Genomic DNA, 20390 nt, shown 5'->3' with positions numbered 1-20390 from the left:
GCTTAACATTGCCGCTGCCGTCTGGATTTCCGGTGTGGTTTGTCCAGAGCATTATCTCATTTTGATGTGAGCTGTCCCAGATGTCGTAGGCGGTGTCCCAGGCGCCGCCAGAAGGAACATCCTGGTTGAAGCTCCCAGTAAGAGTTTTAATTGAACTGAGCGGTTTTCCGACATTGAAAGCCTGGTGGGGATAGCTCTTGATACCTCCGGTATTAGGCTGGTTCGACCACACGCTCCACTGGTTGTCTGCATACACCGAAATTGTCTGAGGCCCAGCGCCCTTTCCCCCCCCAGATATCATTGTTCCAGGAATAGCCGCCATGTGAAAAGTCCTCGTATGGCGCGCTCGACCTCCAGATCGGAGCGTTTGGAGAGACAAGTGCGACAGTCGATGACCTGGCTTGGTTCAAAGCTTGCCTAAATAGATCATCATCGTGTCTGTCGACGTACCTCGCCGGGGAGGGCAGCGATCCGATGCCGTTTATCCGAGTGGAATCCATGAAGCTCTCCTTCTGTTACGGGAACAACGATCTCGTACCGATCCGTCTGGCGAGTACCTGGGTCCTTCACCGGTTGAGGCATCCGCATCTGGAGACCAAGTTCAAATGCTAGGGAGCTTAACTTTCGAGAAGCTGACGAGTCTTCTGCCGAACCGTCCCCCAGCATTTGGCTCAGTGGTATGCTATACTCATCAGAGAACGGCACGACGCGGTCGTTCAACAGCTTTCCCGCCGCGATCGGCTATGCGTCGGCGCCGGCCAGGAGGCCCGCCGGACGCACTTTTTCATCGTCCACCTCTGCTGAGGGGTGTGCACGCAGGATGGAAAGGGATTGGCGAGGGGGCTGATTTCTGTCCCTCAATGTATATGGAAGCAGTTCCTCAGCAGGAGCGTATTGCCCATGTACGCCGCACGGAACGCGAGACGCCGTTCAGACAGGTGGAGAGCAGGGCTAGAATTCCCCAGCGACGCATACTGAAACGTGCTCCCGCCGGCAAGGCAGGCATGCAATTGCGATCCCGAACAGCTCACGCTTCGAGCAGGCTCTCATCTGCTGTGCAGTTCGCCTGGCGGCCTTCGAAGATCGAATTTGCCACCGCGAAAACACCGCAGCGGTGGCACTATGCCAGGACCTGCCCGCCATTTTTGCACGCGTACAATCGCGGAGTGTTCTCTAGGCCGCACCATTTGCCCTCGCCCTCGTTCAGTCGGTCGATCCCTCCCGATCGCCAAGTCTGTGCATTTCCTCTGGAGAACTGTTTTCTGTTGGTACTTGTCACGGCGTCAGCGCTAGAACGTTACGCCCGGCTCTCTATAGCGCGGAGCTGCACGAAACTCATTGCTGGTCCTCCAGCCTCGCGAGTGCCATTCTACCAGCCGGTGACCGCGAGGATTGTGACAAGCGGACCAAAAATGGCCAACCGAGGCTAAAGACTTTCCGCCAGCCTGCCAGAAAAAGGCATGAAGACCCTTGCCCGAAAAGGAACTGGACCAAGAAACATCGACTCTATCGCGCCAGGCCCCGATGTTGCTTCGGAGCGGGTCCTGCGGCCGCGATTGCGGCAAAGCTTGGAGGGGCATGAGGTGCGTTCCGCTTTCCAGGCTTTGCAGGGAACAGCCTCGATGCCGTCCGCCGCAACGGCGGTCTCGCCGGACCGGTGCTGTGGGCGCCGGTAGTGCGGGCTCGGACTATGCCTGATCTCCGGGCTTCCGGCAGAGGGATCTTGAGCTGACCCATGAGACCGTTGGCTGGCCGGACTAGCGCGACGAACGCTCCTACGACTACAGTCTTCATCTGACGCGGCGCAGCTGGGCCTGGGAGTTCCCGCGGCGCAACTCGGCTTTCAAGCATAACCTCGCCCGCGCCTTGCCGCAGGTCAGGCAATTGCAAGCCGGCCAAGCGCTCGACGTTATCGCCTCGGCCGCCGACCTGTCGCGGTGGGCGCTTGTGTTTCGCCAGCTCTCTGTACCGGGATGCGGCGGTGTTCTGGTGTCCGCGCCGGTGCCCGCACGTGTTGCCGGTCATTGCCGAACCGCTGCCGGTCCCGCCGGCGATGCCGTCCTTCGATCCGGCCAGGCTGCCATGCCGCGCGAGCATGTTGAGGCTTGCCGACAGCTCAGCACCTTTTGCTGAACATCCCGGCCGGCAGCTGCAGCTTGCCGTTTCAGGGACGGACCTTGTCGGTCCCGTCCTGCTGCGCACCGACGAGATCTGGCCCGCCGGGCAGGCGAAGCGCCGCCTTTAGCCCCTCGTATGCCTCGAAAGTCTGCTTACGCAGGTCGGCTTGCCGCCGAGACTGTTCCCGCCCGAAGCGGCGGCCGGCGCCTGCGCTTAGTGATGCGTGCGCTTGACGGCTCGCTTACGCAGGCCTTCTACTGCGACATTGCCGCGGCACTGCTCGGCGAGCCGCAGGTGCGCGCCGACTGGGTCGCCCCCGGCGATCATCTGCGCGACCGCATCCGCCGCGCCGTTCGCCGCGGTCATGTCTTCATGAACGGCGGCTATGCCGACTTCCTCGGCTAGACATCCCCCAGAAGGTCTTGAAGCGCGCTCCCGTCAGCCGGCGAACAGCTTCTTGTAGCCGGTGGTCACCATCCAGTTCGCCCGATCGAGGTGGCTGCGCGCGGCATTGCGGGCGCGCATCGGTTCGCGCTGCGGATCGATGCCGAGGATCAGCCGCGCCATCTCCTCGTAGCTGGCCTCGTCGACCGCGGCATCGAGGAAGCGCATATAGATCGTGAAATGCGCCTTGTCGTAAGCCGTCAGGCTTTCCGACCAAGGCACTTCGTCCGACAGTTTAGGGGTCAGAGGCTTACCAGTTTGCATTGGCCGCTGGTCATCCGTTCGTCGAAACAGAATATCCGAAAATGGGATAAATGGAAACCGTGATTACTGGGTCGACCGGTCCTTTCACGACCGGTTTGCCAACATGCCCAAATCTCTTCGGTCACCTCGTCACCAGCAGTTCCTGGATCAGCTAGTTACGCTCCGCAAAGCTCAGGGCTTGACCCAGGCGGAGATCGCTGAAAAGCTTGGCCGTCCTCAATCATTTGTCGCCAAGTACGAAGGTGGAGAGCGGCGGCTCGACGTCGTTGAGTTTCTCGACGTGGCAGCTGCGCTCGGCGCCGATCCATGCGAGATTTTGTCAAAGCTCCGGTCATAATGGGTGCTTGCGCGCTGAAGAGCCAGTCGGCATTTCTGCGGCAAGTCCCGAGGCTCGAACACTAGAGGTTTGGATTCCAGTGGCAGGCTGATCAGCGGGGATCATCGCTCATCTGACTGATGGTTTCCAGTGTCAGTAAGCGGGCCCGCTGCAGGGCCCATTCCTCGTTTTGCTCGAGAAGCAACGCGCCAACGAGACGGATTATGGCAGACTCGGGCGCATGGGCATCGCCAATTGGTCCGACGGAATGTGGTGAGGATCAGACAGAAGAAGCGTCTGATGCAGGAGCAGCTTGCCGAGATTTCCGGCTTCAGTCAGCAGTATATCAGCGGACTGGACAAGGGACGCCGGAATGCGACCATCGTTACGATTTACGAGCTGGCATTGGCACTTGGCGTCAGCCATACGGATCTGGTTCGGCCCGACAAGTGGAATCGGCCAATTGCTGGACGCTCGCGCCTGGCCGGAAGGTACCCAGAGCTCATCGACGAAGGCCGTTGCCATTCCGCAGCTCATGCGGTTTCGGCGATATGGATTTGCTTCCAAATCCCAGCCGAAATTCGGCAAACACGGACTTCGGTTTGCTGCCGTCTGTCGGTTGGGCGCTACGGCATGGAACTCTCGCCTGAGGCGGCCACGGACTCGATTTTGGTAACCTCAGCCAGATTTCGCTGCGAACTGTCATTCGAAAACGCGTCGGCTAGTCTAGAGCTGAATTTTACAAAATTATACATCCACCAACGCACCGGGAGTGGTAGACAGCTCGGTGAGGTAGACGCGGCGATCTCACTTGCGGACAGGAAACTTTGGTGAGCGTGGCAACTTGCTCAGGCCACACAGCCTTCAGGTTCGTTAAGCAAGGCAGCCGGGGAAGGTGCCGCGACGATGAGACCTTCAAGCTGCAACCTTCAGCGGTTTCCAATGTTCAGGCTTCAGCGAACGAATTGGCCAACGCTAGTCCAATGATCAGAAATAGCAGCACCGAAGGAAAGATCCATCCCTCCCGTTATGAGTGACAGACGCTCCACTCCTTGCACCCGTGTAGTCGATGCAGACCGATCTGCTCGGAGTGCAAAATCCATCAAGATCGTACGCTGTCGCCTTTTGATCCGCATTGACTATCCGCATGCAAAAGCTTGGCTTGGTTGGGCATGGCCAGTGCAGTTTTCCCTGCATGTGACGGGATGATCGCCCGTATCAGTGGCGACCATGATCGCCTATTGGCCAGGTCTCGCGGATTCTTCGTCAATGTCGAGTTGCATGATCCCCGTATGCCCGATGCTATCCTTGTGCATGGGCGCTTTGACTTAGAGAGCTACACGGAGGATCTTTTTGATGAGCTGGCGATAGAGACTCCCGTCAGCCTGTCCCGGGCATTGCCCATTCGTCGTGCCGAGTTTCTCGCGGGTCGAGCGATCGCTCGCGCTGCATTGCATATGCTGGGTCAACCCGCTCCCCAAATTCCCATCGGCCCAGACAGGGCCCCCTTGTGGCCTCCAGGTTCTGCGGGTTCGATATCGCATGCAAGAGGGCACTGTGCGTGTTTCGCCATCGCCGACGGAACATGCCAAGCAGGTGTCGACGTGGAGGCGACGGCCAGCGGCCATGCGCTGGAAGCGCTTCTGAGCACGACCGTCGACGACGATGAACGTGCATTGATAGCTCGACAGTCCGCTCTTTCTCCAGACTGCCTAGTCACTCTGCTTTTTTCAGCGAAGGAAACTCTCTTCAAAGCGCTCTATCCGACGGCTAGGCACTTTTTCGGGTTCGACTGTGCTCAACTGCGAGCGGTGCCTCGAGACGGGCGTCTACGACTGCATCTGACACGAACCCTTTGTCAGGAATTGCCCAAGGGTGAACGCTTCGACGTTAGCTTTGAAATCACAGCGGGCCACGTTTTGACCTGGTTGGCGGTGCGCCGCTATGACGCGTCGATATAGGGCCGTGTTGGCGGCCGTGATTCCATGGCACGGGCTGGAAACTTGTACACCTCCAAACGGACGTCAGTTCCTCCTCCGTTGGCGAACCACGTGGCGCCTTTTGGTGAGAACGTCTACGGCCAGCTCTATGCCTGATGTTGCTGGTGAGTGACCAGCTAAGAGGACTGGTTTGCCGGGCGAACGACGCCTAGGTCCACGTCTCGTACGTTGATCCGGGCAGTCTAAATTTAACATTGCCATTTCCAGCCGCCGACCATGCCCGAATGCGGTAACCGAAGACAGACGTCAGGATGGCACGTATACCCCTTCGATGGCCTTACGACTCACTTCCAGCGGGAGGGCGTCATATTGGCGGATCATCCGCGACTGCTCCTTGGCCACTTCGCGGGCGAGGTCATCGACTTCAGCCGACAGAACGTCAAGGCCCGCGAATTTTGATTCGGAATCGAAGATTTTACGCGTGCCGTCTGGAACATCGAGCGTGCGAGCATAGGCCTTGTTGTTCCGCAGCAGCTCCAGGAAACGCTGCGTTTCGGCAAGGATAGCCAACTCGTAAACCTGTCCGACTTTCAGCGCGCCTTGGTCTGCGTGGAACATTACGCCGGCGATATCGAAACTCGGGAGGGAGACATCTCTGCCATCTTCGATGGCGTCGTTCTTGACGTTTTTGGCAAGACGTATTGACTTCTTGAGGCCCCCGCCCGCTTCAAGCAGGTCCCGATTGTGAACCCGATCGATGTGCAGAAATGGCATGTTCTCGATCGTCTCGGGAATCTTCTTATTAACGATTTTGACGCCGCGATCACGCAATTGGAGAGTACGCTGGTATTCCACAGTATCGATCCAATGCGAGGGCACGACATCGACCGGACGCGCCAGGCTGCCACCGGCGATGCAGATGGCCTTACCCCCAGACGTATCAACATCGGCGGCAGGGTAGGCGTCGACCAGTATTTTTTCGCATTCCTTTCTGAGCCGCAACAGTCGATCGCGAGACGTTTCGGTGGCGGGGGTGGAATAATATCCGGCCAGCGCCCTGGCGCCTGCGCTATAGTAGGTCAGAAAATCCGCATCAAGATTCAGGAGATCGACGTCGCTCACGCCGCGGATGTGGACATTCAGCGGCACGGAGCCTTGGAGCCGACAATCGACAGACCATCCATTGGATTCGAGTTTGTCCTTCAGCTGCTTACCAACACGTTCGGCGGTCTCGATACTTTTCTGAGTGTAATCGGGACCAACCTCTGCCATGGCGCCGAGGGCGTAGCGTGTATAGGGCTGCGACAGAGCACGTATCTGCCACGCTTCCTCCGCCAAGCTTTTTGTCAACACCTCATGTTTTGCGACCTCATTCAGCCGGCCGAGCCGGTCCATCCCGACGCGACGGGTTTTCAGCTGGCGGAGACGCCTTTCTATATCTCTTGCCATTTTTTACATCCTCGTAAGGGCCATCTTGCCGAAGGTGAAGCGGCCGTGCCCGTTGAAATATTCTCCATTGCCGGACCTCAAGTCCTTGGCGAAGGTGATGTCGGCCGAGCCCCGATGTGATCGCAGCTCGACCTCGTTGATGTTGGGATCGTTCTTGTAGGAGTAGAACAACCTAAATCCATCGGCCTGGTCGTAGATCAGCGCGGCACTTGTGCTATTTGAGCCAGATTGTGCGGACTTTAAACGAACCCGGATACGGTCCCAGCTCTGAACGATGGTGATAGTTGCGCTCCACTCGTGGCCATGGCTGCCGTCGGCGTTAATCGTCTGGCCTTGCACGGCCCATTCGCCGGCCAGATTGGGGACCTTCAGCACGGACGCCAGCGGCCACCATTTCCAAGCGTATTTTTCGAGCAACCAATAGAGCACGACAAAGACGGCCCCGGCGCTAACCAGCGACAGGACCGATGGCGGCAAGTTTGCCGCAAGGCCAAATGTCTTGGCAATATCAATGGCGGAGAGCAGCAGGAAAACGACGCCAGCGGACACCACACCTGAGACGATACCCAGATAGTGGCCGATGCGCGCACGGTTGACGCCGCCGAGAACAGTATATTCGTGTTCGAGCATGACAGATCTTACGAAGGTAAATTTCGGCGGCAGTGGGAGGACTGCCGCCGATGCCGATTACTTGGTTTTCGTAGGGTCGGTCAGGCGATACTTCTGGCCGGGCGCAAGAGTAGGGGGGAGAGGTTCACCCTTCACAACCGTGCGCTCGACACCGGTACCGCCGCCACGCGGTCCGATGATCTCATATTGCCCAGATTTTGGGGCGGTTTCGCCAGGCTTGTAAAGATTGTCGTCAGTCATGGCCGTTGGTCCAGGTGGGTGCAATAGGAAATGGCCATTCGGCACTAGATACCGACTCGCTGAGGGCGCGGACTAGCGTTTCGGTTGCAAACAAACGGCACCACCAGACCGCAGTTCAAAACCAAAAAGATGGCAGGTGACGGAAACGTTCCCGTCGCGTTCTTAAGCATCGTATAATAGGAAGTAAATACCGAACTGGCGTTTTGTCGCGCTATTGTATTGTGGATTCTATCCAAGCAGCGGAAATAAACTCACGGGCCAGTTTACTTTTTTGCGCGCTCTTAATTTTGGCAGCAATGCTATCGCTCACCCGAGACAACGCGGCATCACCGTGCCTAGGCGGCCAATGAATTCCGCTGCGCAAAACGCTGACTTCAAGCGATTCCTGGTGTGGCACCAGAAAGTCGGACGATGGTTCACGAACAGCGCCGAGAGAGGCGAAGGCTCAGCAATTTGGATGATCAACGCGGTCGAGAATGGCACGCTGCCCTCGGCGGTAATCAGAAGTTGATTCGGTGTCTCGAAGCCGCTCATGAGACACCTCTCAAGTTAGTGCCGGTGTTGACTCGCTATTGGCAGGTTCGACGCAGATCAATTTCGATGCTTTGTTCGGGACGCACCCCACACCGTGCAAGATGACTCGAGATCCGGGTTGCCATCCGAATCGAGCAAGATGACGCGATCAGTCGCGCTCACTTTGTGCGCTTTTCTTGAAGCGACCACTCAGCCTATTTCTGCAGGACTAACGGGCGTAAGCGAGCGTATTTCGTCCTGCCAATTTCGCTGGGATGGCAGTCGATTTCTGCAGATTGGCGTGGGAATGGCCTCGTCGTAAGAAGGATTTCCGACAATTGGACGTGGAAGCCAATTTGCCCGTGACCACGCTCGAGCTTCCGGGAGCCCGAGAGATGTCGTCGCCAAGGTGCGCGCCTAGTGTGAATGCCGGGCGGCGATGAGCCCGTCGTCGTCCGCGGACCGGTGCTCATCGAGGTGGTAGTCGTGGGGCTTCGTCTGGTCCTAGCGCTGGATAGCTCGGCAGAAGCATTGAGGGAGCTTTGAGGCTATGCAATTTGTCTTCGAGACGTTTCTGGAACGGCTGTCGGAAAGCGTCGACGAGCGGGGCTTTCGCGACGCCATGGCGCATGCTGCCGCAGCGTTCGACCTCGTCAGGTTTGCCTATCTGTCGCTGCCGCCGCGAGCCCCGGCAAGGCCAAGGCTGATCTCGAATTATCCCTCTCGCTGGACATCTCGGTATCTAAGCAACCGCTATCACGTCATCGATCCGGTGATCGCCCGGGCGCAGGGAGGTCAGTCTGTCTTTCTATGGGGACTTCACGACGGCCGGACCAGCCTGTCGCAGTTTGAGCGGAAGCTGTTCGACGAGGCGGCCGCCTTTGGCATCCGCTGCGGGCTGACGATCCCGATCCTGGACAAGCGCGGCAACGTCGCTGCCATGAGCTTTGCCGCCGACAGGCCGGATCCGGCGCTCCTGCGCGTTGCCGAACGCTACGAAGACGCTTTCCGGTTCATGGCAACCTGCTTTCATGTCTGTGTTCGCCGCAAGCTCTCCGCCGACCGGGTGATTGACGGGGTCCAGCTGACACCGCGCGAGTATGAATGCCTTGAATGGGCGGTGCACGGCAAATCCGCCCGGGACATCGGTAGCATTCTTGGCATCAAGCGCCGGACTGCCGCCTTCCATCTCGACAACGCCATCAAGAAGCTCGGCGTGCGCACTCGCACGCAGGCCGTGGCGCGCTTCTCCGCCTCCAGGAAGGTTCTCGGCTGACGCAGTCGTCCTAACCTGTACCGCTGCACAGGCTGTTTGGGCCTGATGCCAGGTCTCCAATGGCAGGGTCATTCCTGCCAGGAGGCCCACAGTCATGCTTGCCTGCTTACGCAGGCAGGCTTGCCGCCGAGACTGTTCCCGCCCGAAGCGCGCGGCCGGAGCCTGCGCTTCGTCCTGCGGGCGCTTGACGGCTCGCTTGCAAAAGCCTCCTACCGCGATATTGCCGCGCACTGCTCGGCGAGCCGCGGGTCCGCGCCTACTGGGCCGATCCCCGCGACCATCTGCGCGACTGCATCCACCGTGCCGTCCGCCGGGACCATGCCTTCATGAACGAAGGCTACCCCGACTTGCTACCTGATCTGCAATCTTTCCCGTCATTATCGACCCATGCCCGTTCAACATACAAGAGGGTGCAGCCGCCCCGCTGAGTGACCGACGCGTTCTCTAATCGCTTTAACGACTAGGAATTACATCTTTAGAACGATAGTTTCCGATTCTGGTCCGTATCGCGCCATGGATCTCAGCGAGATCATGGCCATCAACATGCGTCGTGTACGCAATGACCAACGTCTCACGCAGGAGGAATTGGCAGCGCGCGCAGAACTCAGCATGCGCTACGTCGGCTCAATCGAGCGCGGCCGAGTCTCTGCAAGCGCGTAACTGTCCTCGGTCGGTTGGCCAAAGCACTCGACGTCGATTCTTGCGATCTCATCAAACCGCCGCGTCGAAATCGCTAGCGAGCTCGCGCCACCTCGCTGCAAAATTGAAACCCAAGCTTTTGTCAGTCAGCCAGCAACCAATAGCAAGTCCGGTCCGCCCGACAGATTACTCGAGCTTTGCAGGAGCACGATGGGAGAGCGCTCCTCGGCCCGTCTCCGGGGAACACCAGACAAACCACTCAAGAAGGCAGACCGTTGCTCTGGAGGCAGCTTGGGCACGTACAGCCCGAAAGCCCTTCAGAGAATTCGTCGAGGCTAGGTCGGTTTGCGCCCGAATAACGCGTTAATGTCAATCAATGTTGTGTCCTCGACAACGATAATGTCTCAAACAAGACAAAGACCATTGGCTCGCTCTCGGTTCCGGGATTTTTTCCGCTTGGCATGAATACTGCTTGGCTTCGGCAGAGTCCCTGCACGAATCGAAAGCCACAAGAAAGGGTACGCCTATGCACACCCGTCCTTGAACCCTGCGACGTTGGCTTGGGATAGCGTCGGCTGGAATGCAGCCGCCGGCTAGCGGTCCAGGGCTGTGGATTCGTTGCTGTTCCAACCGACTTTGGGCGTGCGGTCACGATTAGCAATCGCTATGGCAGCTCACCCGTATGTCCCTGTAGTATCCTTCTGGCTGACCGAGGATGACACCTTCGTCTACCGGCGAATCATTCGCGGCCACCGCCAGTTCATGCTGTTCGATGCCGCTGCCGGCGAGAAAGGACTGGCGTTCGATCACGTCCGCCGAGCGCGGAAGCCGACCTCGTAGAATTTGGGATGGCAAAGCAGAGCGGCCATGTCCTATGGCCACCAGCGGTTTCCACCCACGAGGAGCGATCGAACTGCCGATCCAAGGATCACGGCGCGGGAGCTTATGTCGAAACCCTCTTGGGATGGGCCGGCGCGCTGTTGCGCGGCATTGAGTGGAAGCGGTTGACCCCGCAGCCACTTCGCCGCCCGTCCCGAGTTTGGCGCCACCCCGTAGGAGCGCACCTCAAAGGTGTTCAGTACGGGTATTACTTATGTAGCTAACCTCGGTGTACGGTGTACGTGGTCGGGTCGGTCGACCCGTATTTCGGTTCTCTCACGTCAAGCTAATCCCGAGTCGCACTCTCTTCAAGGCGACGTACGGAATGAACGCACCGCCGACAGCCCTGCTGATCTGATGGAGGATCTAATGAAGCATCCCTACTACGATCTCCCGTGCCTGGGCGATCTGGAGACGTTCGAAGCACTGGGACGGCATCTCTCGTTGAAACTTGCCGCCTCTGAACTTAACATCACGCCCGCTACCGTCAGCAGGCGGATCAAAGCTATTGAAAAGGAACTCGGCGTCTCACTGGTCGCTAAGCTCGGGACCACCGTCGCGCTCACTGGACCTGGCGAAGATCTTCATGGCGTACTCGAAAACATCTCTTCGAGCGCATCTGATATCGTGCGCAGGGTCAAGGCAAGCGGCGACAAACAAGGTGAGACTCGCATTGCCTCGTCGAAAATGTTCCTAAATGTTCAGCCATTGCCTCACATAAGTTGCTCCATCCCAAAAGGTATGAGCAGGGGCAATTATGGGACGGCTGAGCATGGCGACACGGAAAGAACTGATGGCTGCGGTTTCAGAGCGCTATCGTGCTTCGACGCGAGCGGAGAAGGCCAGAATTTTGGATGAATTCGTCGTCATCAGGGCTTTCACCGCAAGATGCGATGCGGCTGTTGCGACGCGGTAAGGGGCCGTTTTTCAGGCCGGCGAGCGCGGCCGCGGATTTATGATGAAGCGGAACGCAATGCGCTCATATTGCTATGGGACGCATATGACCGCGTCTGCGGCAAGCGGCTGAAGGCGTTGCTGCCGGTCCTTCTCGAGCGATGGAACGGCACGGTCATTTTGACCTGGCGCCCGAAATCCGGGGCAAATTGCTGGCGATGAGCGCGGCCACGATCGACAGGGCGCTGGGACCGATCCGAGCAGGCTTGGGACGTCCCGACGACGACCCGCAGCGCACCCCCTGCGACGGAGCTTTCCCATTAGAACGTCGGCGGATTGGGACGATCCAGCGCCAGGCTTCGTTGAGGCGGACCTCGTAGCCCATAGCGGCCCTTCGGCTCGCGGCAGCTTCATCCAAACCCTCATGCTCACCGACATCGCGACCGGCTGAACGAATGTGCACCGCTGCTGGTTCGCGAACAGACGGAGCACGGTGCTCACAGGATTGCGCAAGCAACTGCCCTTCGCGCTCTCGGCCTGGATACGGACAACGCACCGTTTTCATGAACGAGAGGCTGAAGCCTATTGCGCCACCGCCAACATCGCGTCTCCACGCGCTGCCGCCCCCACCGCAAGAACGACCAGGCGTTCGTCGAGAAGAAGAATGGCGCTGTGGTGCGCAGGATCGTCGGATATCGTCGGTTCGAGGGCTGGAGGCCGTCGCGCGGCTAGCCCGCTTATCTCACCGAATCTAGCGCCAGGCTCCGTTGTGACTCGGCGCGGGCACTGGCATGGCTGTGGAGTTCGAGGACGGGCGCGATCAGCGCCGCGGTGTTGCGACGGTCGGGTTCCTCAGCAATGTATCCTCTGTTGTTTGTGAGAAGGGTTCGGGTCCGGCGGCGTCACAGAGCCGCGGCACGTATTCGGGCGTGAGCCAGGGCGAACTCCTCGGCATAGGGACACGCTGAGGCCATCGCCACCTTGATGCGGCGAACCGAGACGCGCACCTGTGCGCCGATCTTCAGCAGTTTCAATCTGATCGTGCCGCAGCTGGCGTTGGCGAGCCGGGTATGGGGAAGACCGAGGCGACGCAGGGCGCAGATCAGGACATACGCAAACGAGGCGAACCACAGCCGCAGCTGATTGGCGCGCATGGTGTTGGCACTGGTACGATCGGCGTAGAGGTCGAGTTGACATTCCTTGATCCGGTTCTCCATGTCACCGCGGGCGCAGTAGAGCTCCTCGTAAAGCGCCCGTGCCGCCCAGCGCTCCGGCTTGAGTGAGGTCACGACGAAGCGCGGATTGGCGCCCTGCGTCATCCATTCGGCCTTGGCCACGACCCGCCTGCGGCGTGACCAGCTGTCTTTTGTCGACCACATGAAGTCGCGGAAGACCCGGGCGGCCTGGCCGCTTTTCCTGGAGACCAGACAGGCTTCCTCGAGGGCCGGGGCGATCTTGGTTTCCAGCCGTTCGTTGCGGGCGAGCCCGAAGACGTAGTCGACGCGGTTGATCTCGCACCAGGCCATCAGTTCCTCGCGCGCAAAGCCGGAATCGGCGCGCAGAATGATGTGGACCGTAGGCCAGGTTTTGCGGATCTGGGTCACGATCCGCTCGACCTCCTCGACCGCTCCTTTGCTGGCATCGATGTTGGAACGCCTGAGCTTTGCCGCCAGCAGGTGCCGGTCGCAGAAGATGTAGAGCGGCAGGGTAGCAGTAACAGTTGTAGTAGCCGTGGAAGAACCTGCCTTCCTGCCGGCCGTGCAGCGGATCATCGGTGGCGTCGAGATCGAGCACGATCTCGGCCGGCGGCTTGTCGTGGGCTTCCAGGAACAGGTCCACGAACAAGGCCTCCAACGCGACCTTGTCGTAACTGATCTTGTGATAGCGCGTCGGCTCCCCGACCCGGCCGTGCTCCAGCCGGTTCAGCGTCGACTTGCCAGCAAGCACCGCACAATCTTCTCGCTTCGGCGTCAGGCGTTCCGACACAAGCGCGAGCACCGGGTCGTGGCGAAGCGTGTCGTGGTCGTCGACGTCCTCGTATCCCAGCGCGATCGCTGCGATGCGTTGCCCGACCAGCGTGCAGACGCTGTGAACCGTGAGATCCTGATTGCGGTAATCGACGAAACAAGAGGCCACCCGGCCGAACAGCCCTATGGCCCGATCAACGTGACGCAGAAGCAAGGCGCCAGCGTCTGAGCTAATGGCTCCGCCGTCGAAACCAGCCACAACTTTGTGACCGTCGAAGCCTTCAAATTCAAGCCGCTCGGAAGTACAGTGTGTCTGCATCGGACCCCGTTCCTGAATCAGATAACTCTTTGTTGCAAAAGCAGTTTCTCAGATTCTCGGGGCCGATGCACTTCTTTTGGTGAGATATTCAGGCTAGCGAAGCTCTACCGGTCAGCGCGGCTGTTCGTGAACTTCTTTCAACCGTCGTTCAAGTTGATCGCGAAGCAGCGCGACGGCGCGCGTATGTGCAAGACGTACAGTCCGCCAGCTACGCCGCATCAGCGTCTGGTTGCCGACGCTCGCACGTCAGATGCAGTCCGCTCCCGACTGCAGGAAATCTACGCCGGACTCGATCCTGTCCTGATATTGCGCGATATCCGCGCCATGCAGGAGCGGCTCGCTGCGCTTGCCGACACTTCGCCGGCCGTGTGCCCTGACGGGGCGGCCCAGCCGATCGACCTTTTCCTGGCGACTTTGCGGACTGCCTGGAAGGACGGTGCTATTCGGCCGACGGATCGCCCGATTGTGAAAGCCAAAACGGGCGGCGGCGTCCTGCCCCTGTCTCGTCTTTCTGGGCAGAAGCTGTCAATCAGTGTGGCAGACGGTGAAAAATAATCAATGGATAATCCTAAAAGTTATGTTAAGATAGTCATTGCAATATTTTGACAATATTATGGAAAAGGCGTATTAACATCATATCAGACAGCATAAGTTCACAAAATCTCAACTTGCAATCTGCGACCCGGCTGTCACTCTGCTCATATATGGGTCACTTGGATGAGGCTCGAATTCGATCGATAGCTAAATCCGATCGTGGTTCAGACAAACGGGATGAAATCAGTTGATGCTGGCAAGAGAGTCCAGACCGTCACAGTCGCTGCTGACGGCGATTGGTTGCATCTCATTGCCACACGGAGAAAATGCATGAAAAGCTCGGCCAAACAGATTGCATTCGAGGAAGCCGCACAAAAGCGGATCAAGGAGTCCCACGCCCTTAACGGCGACGCCAACCGTTTGGCCAAGTACTATCGCGGATGGGCCGATTCCTACGAGCTGGATGTCGAACGCGAGCAATATTGCGGCCCGATCATTGTAGCGGAACTCACGGGTGCACTGCAGACCGCCTATGTCGACCGAGAACGAGCAGTCACCACAATTCTGGATGCGGGCTGCGGAACGGGTCTTGTCGGTATGGAATTGGAGCGCCTCGGCTTCCGGTCAATCGACGGCTTCGATCTCTCCGAATCGATGGTCGAGAAGGCGCGGGAAACCGGGGTTTACCGCGACGTACGAGACTATGTCGACCTCAACAGTTCGCTCACAGTCTACCCCGACGCGAGTTATGACATGACTGTCTGCTGCGGGGTCTTCACCGTTGGGCATGTCCGTCCAGATGGTCTGCGCGAACTGGCGCGCGTTACGCGTCCGCAAGGATTCGTCGTCGTAAGTACCCGCAAGAGTTATGCCGAGGCGACATCGTTTGAAGATGAGGTGCTACGTCTGCAGGAGGCGGGGGTCGTTGAGCCTCTACACTGTCTGAGCGACGGCAGATACCTCGAAGAAGAGGACGCGCATTACTGGGCGCTCCGCGTGGTCGAGAAGCCGAAGGAGCGGCGTCTATGATCTCGATCTGCCCAATGGAGGCCAGCAAGGCCGTGTCCAGCCGGTCGGTTTTCGCCCGTCGGCGTTCACGGGTCACGGCGACGCTGGTCGAATGATGACGTGCGCCTCTATGCCTCGCGTCTGCAGCCACCGGGCCAGCCAGAAGCCGTTTCGCTCAGCCTCGAACGCGGACGCGACTCGGTCGACCGGCATGCCCGCAGCCTCCGCCTCTAATCGCCTGCGCGTGATCATACCGAGCAATGCATCGGGATCGCGGATCGAGCTTCTTGAGGGGGAGTCGCTGAACTCTGAGAGGGATTCCAGCTACCAGCCAGCTATTCTGAATCATTTCTACAACGACGAGAACTTTGCGGGCTTGATCCAATACAGATATTGTGCGGCTGATATCTTCGACTTCGGGCATGATAGTCTATGTTTCGGGTTGATCGTACGACGATGGTCCACCTCGCGCCTTCCCGCGTAGCTTCTCATGCATCAACCCACTCGATGGCAAAAGGTGCGGGGAAATTTGCGCTTACGGTGAGCTCTCTATGGCGGATGGAACAAAGCAGCCGACAAGGTGTCATCGCGCCATACCTATCCATCTCACTGCCGCCGCCCATAGTGGCCCTGTGAAATTTTCCGGGTTGCGCCAGGGGCGTATCCGCGCTGCCACCCTTGGATTTTGGCCTTTTCAGGCTCCCGGAGCCCTGGTTGAGGGTGCGGGGCAATTCTCGTTCTGCGAGGTTCGCGTGGCTGTTGAATGCGAATGTCTACCAGGGAGAGCCTTCTATTTCGACGCAGGCCACATTCGGTTGCGCGCGTTGGACGGTTTATGCCATGTGAAAAAAACTTCATATATATTAATAACGGCGGACAATTTGTTCTGATACCGTCTGCGGTGGAAAATCCACGATCACAAAGAGAAGTTGTGAGACAGGGCTGACATTCAAGTAGGTGCGCGTTGTATTTTAACTGCACGAAAACGTGGAGAATTGTTATCGTGAGGTCGCCAACTGTGCGCATAAACCGACAAATACATAAATCTGTCTCAGAAGCACAAGAATATATGGTCTACTCAAGTATCATCCAATTCGACGAAAGCGGTGGGGCAGGGCGGCAGTCCTTCGATAAAATTCCACTCGTCGACCTGGCCCCGCTTTTCGACGCGAGCGACTTGGGAAAGGTGGCGAAGGAAATTCGATGGGCGCTGACGAACACCGGGTTTATGTACATCAAGAACCACGGGGTACCTACGCGGTTAATAGACGAGACCTTTACCGAAGCCCGCGCCTTTTTTGATCTGCCAGCCGCGGAAAAGAAGAAACTTCATATCGGCAATTCGGGCACGACAATGCGAGGGTATATCCAGTTTTTCGGTGAGAACTCGGATCCGGCCAGAACCAACGACTTGAAGGAGTGCTTCGATGTCGGTTCCGAATGTCAGGGCGTCGAGAGTCCCTTCTTCGGGCCTAATCAGTGGCCGGCCAGTCTGCCCGCATTTCGGGAAACAGTCTCTTCATACCATCAAGTCATGAACGAGCTGTCGACAAAGATACTTTGTGGCATCGCGTTAAGCCTCGATTTGCCCGCCGATTTCTTTCAAGGCCAGATGAAGCGCCCGATCATGATTCAACGTCTGGCACACTATCCGCCTCAAACCGGAGTGGTCGACGAGAAGGTTATTGGCGTTGGGGCCCATACGGATTTTGGGAATCTTACGATTCTCGCGCAAGACTGCGTGGGCGGGCTTCAAGTCTTAAACCACGACGGCATATGGGTCGGAGGCAATCCCGTTCCCGGCAATTTCGTCGTCAACATCGGCGACCTCATGCAAATACTCACAAACAATCGCTACCTTGCCAACCTGCATCGGGTGGTAAACACTTCGGGACAGGACAGTTATTCGCTTCCGTTCTTCCTAGATGCCGATTATGACGCGGTCATCGCTCCGATGGAAAGCTGCGTCTCAAACAATAAGCCGGCCCTTTATCAGCCAACTACCTGCGGCGTGCACAAGTTTGCACGACTCGTTGAGAATTTCCCTCATTTGCACCGAGAACACGTGAGCGGCCCCGGGGCTCGGCCTCGCCGCCCCCGGGTTCTCTGAGATTGACGGTGGCTATCTGGATGTCGCCGCTCTGGGACATGCCTCGTTAAGGAGACGTGGCGCGGCCAGAATAAGCAACTCATCAGGCACATGGAATGTACAAGCAGAACCGGAAAACAAGGGAAAAGCGACCATACCTGTGAGTTCGTCGTATCATAGAAGGTCGGATGTATCGATGGAGAAGTATATTGGAGTACTGCAGCAAAAACGGTGACAGGCGCGAAAGGATTAAGAGGATGTTGTCGGCGAAAAATGCAGTTTTTGTCGGTGGCCCGGCCATCGTGCCAGCTGTTGCATATTGCCGTGCGTGTGGCTTTCGAGGGAATATTTATATTGTGAATCCTCGCCGCAGAGAATTGGCAGGGATAACCTGTATACCCAAGGTGGCCGGCCTGCCAGTGGTGCCCGACGTCGCCTTCTTGGCTGTGCCGCACGAGAAACTTGCGAGCGTAGTACGTGACTTATCAAAGATCGGTGTCGCAGGTGCGATTTGCAATAGCTCCGGCTTCTCTGAAATGCGTGACGGGGAAAACGCGCAGCGCGCCTTAGTTAAAGCGGCAGGTGAAATGCCAATCATTGGCCCGAATTGTCCGGGTGTGGCAAACTTTGCCGATCGATCCGTTTTCATGATGGACCATTTTGGTGATCACGAGGACAACGGTTGCGTTGCTATTATTAGCAACGGCGGGTCGTATCTGTCCGACCTTGGATGCGCCGACCGGTCTCTGCCGCTGGCATACTCGGTCGGGCTTGGCAACCAGGCGATGATTAGTGCAGCTGAGATCATGGAAGTCGTTTTGGACGATAACCGAGTTCGAGCAATCAACCTTTATCTCGAGGGTATTCCCGACGCGACATTGCTATCGGCTGTGGGTCTCAAAGCGGCGAGAACGAACATTCCTGTGGTGGTGATCAAGGGTGGCAGGACAAGTGCTGGTTGTCGCGCTACTCAGTCACACACCGCATCACTTGCGGGAGACGCGGTCGTCGCCTCGGCACTTTTCAATCGGCTCGGTTTCGTCGAAGTGGCTACACCTACGGAGGCGCTAGAGACATTGAAGATGTTGGTCTATGCGCCCAGAGCGAGAGGACGGCGAACGAGGTTCGCAACCAGTTCGGGTTCCTATGCAGTGCTTGGAGGTGACATCGCGGAGGCTAACGGCCTTGACCTACACCCGCCCTCAGACGATGCGGCGGCAGAGCTGGAGAAGCATCTGCCGTGCTTTGTTCACTCTGCCAATCCACTCGATATATCGGCTGCGCATAACAACAACGCGGACTTTGAACAGAACCTTAATATCTATCGGGCCTTCTTTTCGGACGCTTGCGATATGACCGTGCAGGTTATGTGTTACCCGCCTGAAGGCGGGTGCGATCCTAAAAGCTGGGACATCACCACAAAAGCATTCGCACAGGCGGCGCGCGAGCAGGGCTTGCCCGCTGCTTTTGTCAATACTTTGCCGGAAGCTTTACCGAAAGATGTTCGAAACCGAATGATCTCGGACGGATTGGTCCCGCTGCAGGGGTTGGAGGATGGCCTGCGTGCCGTAGCAAATGCGATACGCTTATCGGAACTCTCTGATGCCCTCTCCGGACGGCCGGATAAAGAAATCGTCTTGCCAAAGTACGCTAAAATATCGGGCGAGGGCGTGCTGCTCGATGAAGCAGCTGCCAAAGGCGAGCTGTGGGCAGCTGGCATAGCTGTATCACGCGGAGTCGTGGTGACGCCGGAGCACACAGACGGACTGGCCGAGCTGAACTTTCCTGTCGCAGTGAAAGCGCTTGGCGCGGGCCTTGTTCACAAAAGCGAGCTGGGAGCTGTTGTACTAGACTTGGGCACTCCCGAAGCAGCGTGGAAAGCCGTGCGCGCAATGGCAAAGAAATTAAGCGGAGCCGCTCCCGAGTTCGCCATTCGGAACTTCTTAGTAGAGGAGATGGTCAATGATGCAGTCGGCGAACTTCTCGTGGGAATCCGTAGAGTGAGCTCGATTGGCCTTGTCCTCACGATAGGCATAGGCGGCACAGAAACCGAGCTGCTTCGCGATACTGCTTCGGTTCTTTTGCCTGTCTCACGCGACACTATCGATGAAACGCTGCGCAGCCTCACGCTGTTCCCGCTATTTGATGGATGGCGTGGCCGGCGAAGAGGCGACGTCGAGGCGGCGGTTGACGCGATCCAAAGGTTCGCCGAGTTCGCGATTGCAAACGAGAAGCGCTTCATTGAAGCCGAGATAAATCCGCTAATTGTTCGTCCTGAGGGTCAAAGAGTAACCGCGGTCGATGCCCTTATGCGTCTTACTCATTATCAGTGCTGCAATCGGACTTAGAAAACCCAGCCGAGATTCTCCGCAGCGTGTTTTTTGCCACGCTGATATAACCGCAGTAGGGCGTCCAGCCTCGGTACTGGCGCTCCACCCCGCATGTCGAGGTCTTGGCCGGAATGGTGGTGATGGAAGAAAGCTCCGCCACCCAGGAGAACGCCTTCGTGGGTCTTCAGCTCAAGTCCCCGCACCCTGCGGAGATAGTTCGAAAAGGAGGTCAGAAGCGGAGCATCCGGATTATTATCTACACTTGGAGCGGATGCAAGGAAAGCGCTCTGGAGCCACTCGTCGCGCGCGTCCCAGCGCCGACACTGCTCCAATGCGTGGTGATCGCGTAGGAAACTGCGCAAATAGCTATCGATGCCCAATCCGGGTTCTTCCCGCCACATAACATTTACATTGAGCGGGGGCTCGAGGCTCCGGCCTACGGACTGCGCAAGCCTCGTCAAGCGGTGATCGATCCCTTCACGGCCTATCTTCGCGAGCGTGCGATATTCCGGCCCCACGGCAGCCGGCTTTTCCGGGAACT

Annotated in this window: 16 protein-coding genes and 6 pseudogenes; 15 read left to right on the top strand and 7 right to left on the bottom strand. The window is 58.0% G+C overall.

Annotated elements, in window-relative coordinates:
- Positions 1–256, bottom strand: a pseudogene (locus EOA32_RS39695) (glycosyl hydrolase); the annotation flags it as partial.
- A gap of 1755 nt (positions 257–2011) precedes the next feature.
- Here EOA32_RS39695 and EOA32_RS39690 point away from each other — a divergent pair.
- Positions 2012–2245: a hypothetical protein gene (locus EOA32_RS39690; protein WP_245499187.1), complete on the top strand. Its 234-nt coding sequence runs from the start codon at positions 2012–2014 to the stop codon at positions 2243–2245.
- 92 nt (positions 2246–2337) lie between these two features.
- Entirely contained in the window at positions 2338–2523 is a 186-nt protein-coding gene (locus EOA32_RS39685) for a DUF2285 domain-containing protein (RefSeq protein WP_348632193.1), read from the top strand.
- Positions 2524–2556: 33 nt separating this feature from the next.
- Here the strand turns inward: EOA32_RS39685 and EOA32_RS07005 are convergent, their stop codons facing one another.
- Positions 2557–2826, bottom strand: a complete 270-nt coding sequence (locus EOA32_RS07005) for a DUF2285 domain-containing protein (RefSeq protein ID WP_128371292.1) — start codon at positions 2824–2826, stop codon at positions 2557–2559.
- Positions 2827–2929: 103 nt separating this feature from the next.
- Here EOA32_RS07005 and EOA32_RS07000 point away from each other — a divergent pair, with 103 nt between their 5' ends.
- From EOA32_RS07000 to EOA32_RS06985, 3 genes and pseudogenes are all read left to right on the top strand, one after another.
- On the top strand, positions 2930–3163 hold the full coding sequence (locus EOA32_RS07000) for a helix-turn-helix transcriptional regulator (RefSeq protein WP_128371291.1): 234 nt from the start codon (positions 2930–2932) through the stop codon (positions 3161–3163).
- Positions 3164–3397: 234 nt separating this feature from the next.
- Positions 3398–3592 (top strand): annotated as a pseudogene (locus EOA32_RS06990) (helix-turn-helix transcriptional regulator); the annotation flags it as partial.
- 755 nt (positions 3593–4347) lie between these two features.
- A complete protein-coding gene (locus tag EOA32_RS06985) occupies positions 4348–5103 on the top strand; it encodes a 4'-phosphopantetheinyl transferase superfamily protein (RefSeq protein WP_189406967.1) in 756 nt (251 codons plus the stop codon).
- Positions 5104–5388: 285 nt separating this feature from the next.
- Here the strand turns inward: EOA32_RS06985 and EOA32_RS06980 are convergent, their stop codons facing one another.
- The 4 genes from EOA32_RS06980 to EOA32_RS06965 all read right to left on the bottom strand — a co-directional run bounded on the left by EOA32_RS06980 (position 5389) and on the right by EOA32_RS06965 (position 7935).
- The gene (locus tag EOA32_RS06980) at positions 5389–6531 is read right to left on the bottom strand and encodes a hypothetical protein (RefSeq protein WP_189406964.1); all 1143 of its coding nucleotides are present in this window, start codon (positions 6529–6531) and stop codon (positions 5389–5391) included.
- A gap of 3 nt (positions 6532–6534) precedes the next feature.
- A complete protein-coding gene (locus EOA32_RS06975) occupies positions 6535–7161 on the bottom strand; it encodes a hypothetical protein (RefSeq protein WP_128371289.1) in 627 nt (208 codons plus the stop codon).
- 57 nt (positions 7162–7218) lie between these two features.
- Entirely contained in the window at positions 7219–7401 is a 183-nt protein-coding gene (locus EOA32_RS06970) for a YjzC family protein (RefSeq protein WP_128371288.1), read from the bottom strand.
- A 306-nt stretch (positions 7402–7707) separates the two neighbouring features.
- The gene (locus EOA32_RS06965) at positions 7708–7935 is read right to left on the bottom strand and encodes a hypothetical protein (RefSeq protein ID WP_128371287.1); all 228 of its coding nucleotides are present in this window, start codon (positions 7933–7935) and stop codon (positions 7708–7710) included.
- Positions 7936–8464: 529 nt separating this feature from the next.
- Between EOA32_RS06965 and EOA32_RS06960 the strand changes: the two genes are divergently transcribed.
- The 6 genes and pseudogenes from EOA32_RS06960 to EOA32_RS06940 form a co-directional block, all read left to right on the top strand.
- Entirely contained in the window at positions 8465–9190 is a 726-nt protein-coding gene (locus tag EOA32_RS06960; RefSeq protein WP_128371286.1) for an autoinducer binding domain-containing protein, read from the top strand.
- Positions 9191–9235: 45 nt separating this feature from the next.
- A complete protein-coding gene (locus EOA32_RS06955; RefSeq protein WP_245499185.1) occupies positions 9236–9520 on the top strand; it encodes a DUF2285 domain-containing protein in 285 nt (94 codons plus the stop codon).
- A 183-nt stretch (positions 9521–9703) separates the two neighbouring features.
- A pseudogene (locus EOA32_RS06950) lies at positions 9704–9927 on the top strand (helix-turn-helix transcriptional regulator).
- A 568-nt stretch (positions 9928–10495) separates the two neighbouring features.
- Positions 10496–10669 carry a hypothetical protein gene (locus tag EOA32_RS38435; RefSeq protein WP_189406962.1) on the top strand — a complete coding sequence of 58 codons (174 nt, stop codon included), beginning with the start codon at positions 10496–10498 and terminating at the stop codon, positions 10667–10669.
- Between the two features lie 408 nt (positions 10670–11077).
- Positions 11078–11566, top strand: coding sequence for a LysR family transcriptional regulator (locus tag EOA32_RS06945; RefSeq protein WP_128371285.1), 489 nt, complete (start codon positions 11078–11080; stop codon positions 11564–11566).
- Positions 11466–12313, top strand: a pseudogene (locus tag EOA32_RS06940) (ISNCY family transposase); the annotation flags it as partial. The gene EOA32_RS06945 and the pseudogene EOA32_RS06940, both read left to right, overlap by 101 nt.
- Positions 12314–12504: 191 nt before the next feature.
- Here the strand turns inward: EOA32_RS06940 and EOA32_RS06935 are convergent.
- Positions 12505–13888: pseudogene (locus tag EOA32_RS06935) on the bottom strand (IS1380 family transposase).
- A 93-nt stretch (positions 13889–13981) separates the two neighbouring features.
- Between EOA32_RS06935 and EOA32_RS06930 the strand changes: the two are divergent.
- The 4 genes and pseudogenes from EOA32_RS06930 to EOA32_RS06915 all read left to right on the top strand — a co-directional run.
- A pseudogene (locus EOA32_RS06930) lies at positions 13982–14371 on the top strand (ISNCY family transposase); the annotation flags it as partial.
- Between the two features lie 381 nt (positions 14372–14752).
- Entirely contained in the window at positions 14753–15451 is a 699-nt protein-coding gene (locus EOA32_RS06925) for a class I SAM-dependent methyltransferase (protein WP_128371284.1), read from the top strand.
- Positions 15452–16499: 1048 nt separating this feature from the next.
- Positions 16500–17540 (top strand): 2-oxoglutarate and iron-dependent oxygenase domain-containing protein, encoded by a 1041-nt coding sequence (locus tag EOA32_RS06920; protein WP_128371283.1) that lies wholly within the window; start codon positions 16500–16502, stop codon positions 17538–17540.
- Between the two features lie 188 nt (positions 17541–17728).
- Positions 17729–19867 carry an acetate--CoA ligase family protein gene (locus EOA32_RS06915; RefSeq protein WP_189406960.1) on the top strand — a complete coding sequence of 713 codons (2139 nt, stop codon included), beginning with the start codon at positions 17729–17731 and terminating at the stop codon, positions 19865–19867.
- Positions 19868–20390 lie beyond the last annotated feature (523 nt).

The sequence above is a fragment of the Mesorhizobium sp. M1A.F.Ca.ET.072.01.1.1 genome (genome assembly GCF_004023325.1).
Taxonomy (GTDB): Bacteria; Pseudomonadota; Alphaproteobacteria; order Rhizobiales; family Rhizobiaceae; genus Mesorhizobium.
The sequence above is the reverse complement of the archived record's forward strand: the minus strand, read 5'-3'. Positions and strand labels throughout refer to the sequence as shown.

What these genes read in the sequence shown, in the direction of transcription:
- EOA32_RS39685 (WP_348632193.1), top strand. Translation starts at nt 2,338, where the DNA reads ATGCGTGCGCTTGACGGCTCGCTTACGCAGGCCTTCTACTGCGACATT.
- EOA32_RS07005 (WP_128371292.1), bottom strand. Translation starts at nt 2,826, where the DNA reads ATGCAAACTGGTAAGCCTCTGACCCCTAAACTGTCGGACGAAGTGCCT.
- EOA32_RS07000 (WP_128371291.1), top strand. Translation starts at nt 2,930, where the DNA reads ATGCCCAAATCTCTTCGGTCACCTCGTCACCAGCAGTTCCTGGATCAG.
- EOA32_RS06985 (WP_189406967.1), top strand. Translation starts at nt 4,348, where the DNA reads ATGATCGCCCGTATCAGTGGCGACCATGATCGCCTATTGGCCAGGTCT.
- EOA32_RS06980 (WP_189406964.1), bottom strand. Translation starts at nt 6,531, where the DNA reads ATGGCAAGAGATATAGAAAGGCGTCTCCGCCAGCTGAAAACCCGTCGC.
- EOA32_RS06975 (WP_128371289.1), bottom strand. Translation starts at nt 7,161, where the DNA reads ATGCTCGAACACGAATATACTGTTCTCGGCGGCGTCAACCGTGCGCGC.
- EOA32_RS06970 (WP_128371288.1), bottom strand. Translation starts at nt 7,401, where the DNA reads ATGACTGACGACAATCTTTACAAGCCTGGCGAAACCGCCCCAAAATCT.
- EOA32_RS06965 (WP_128371287.1), bottom strand. Translation starts at nt 7,935, where the DNA reads ATGAGCGGCTTCGAGACACCGAATCAACTTCTGATTACCGCCGAGGGC.
- EOA32_RS06960 (WP_128371286.1), top strand. Translation starts at nt 8,465, where the DNA reads ATGCAATTTGTCTTCGAGACGTTTCTGGAACGGCTGTCGGAAAGCGTC.
- EOA32_RS06955 (WP_245499185.1), top strand. Translation starts at nt 9,236, where the DNA reads ATGCCAGGTCTCCAATGGCAGGGTCATTCCTGCCAGGAGGCCCACAGT.
- EOA32_RS38435 (WP_189406962.1), top strand. Translation starts at nt 10,496, where the DNA reads ATGGCAGCTCACCCGTATGTCCCTGTAGTATCCTTCTGGCTGACCGAG.
- EOA32_RS06945 (WP_128371285.1), top strand. Translation starts at nt 11,078, where the DNA reads ATGAAGCATCCCTACTACGATCTCCCGTGCCTGGGCGATCTGGAGACG.
- EOA32_RS06925 (WP_128371284.1), top strand. Translation starts at nt 14,753, where the DNA reads ATGAAAAGCTCGGCCAAACAGATTGCATTCGAGGAAGCCGCACAAAAG.
- EOA32_RS06920 (WP_128371283.1), top strand. Translation starts at nt 16,500, where the DNA reads ATGGTCTACTCAAGTATCATCCAATTCGACGAAAGCGGTGGGGCAGGG.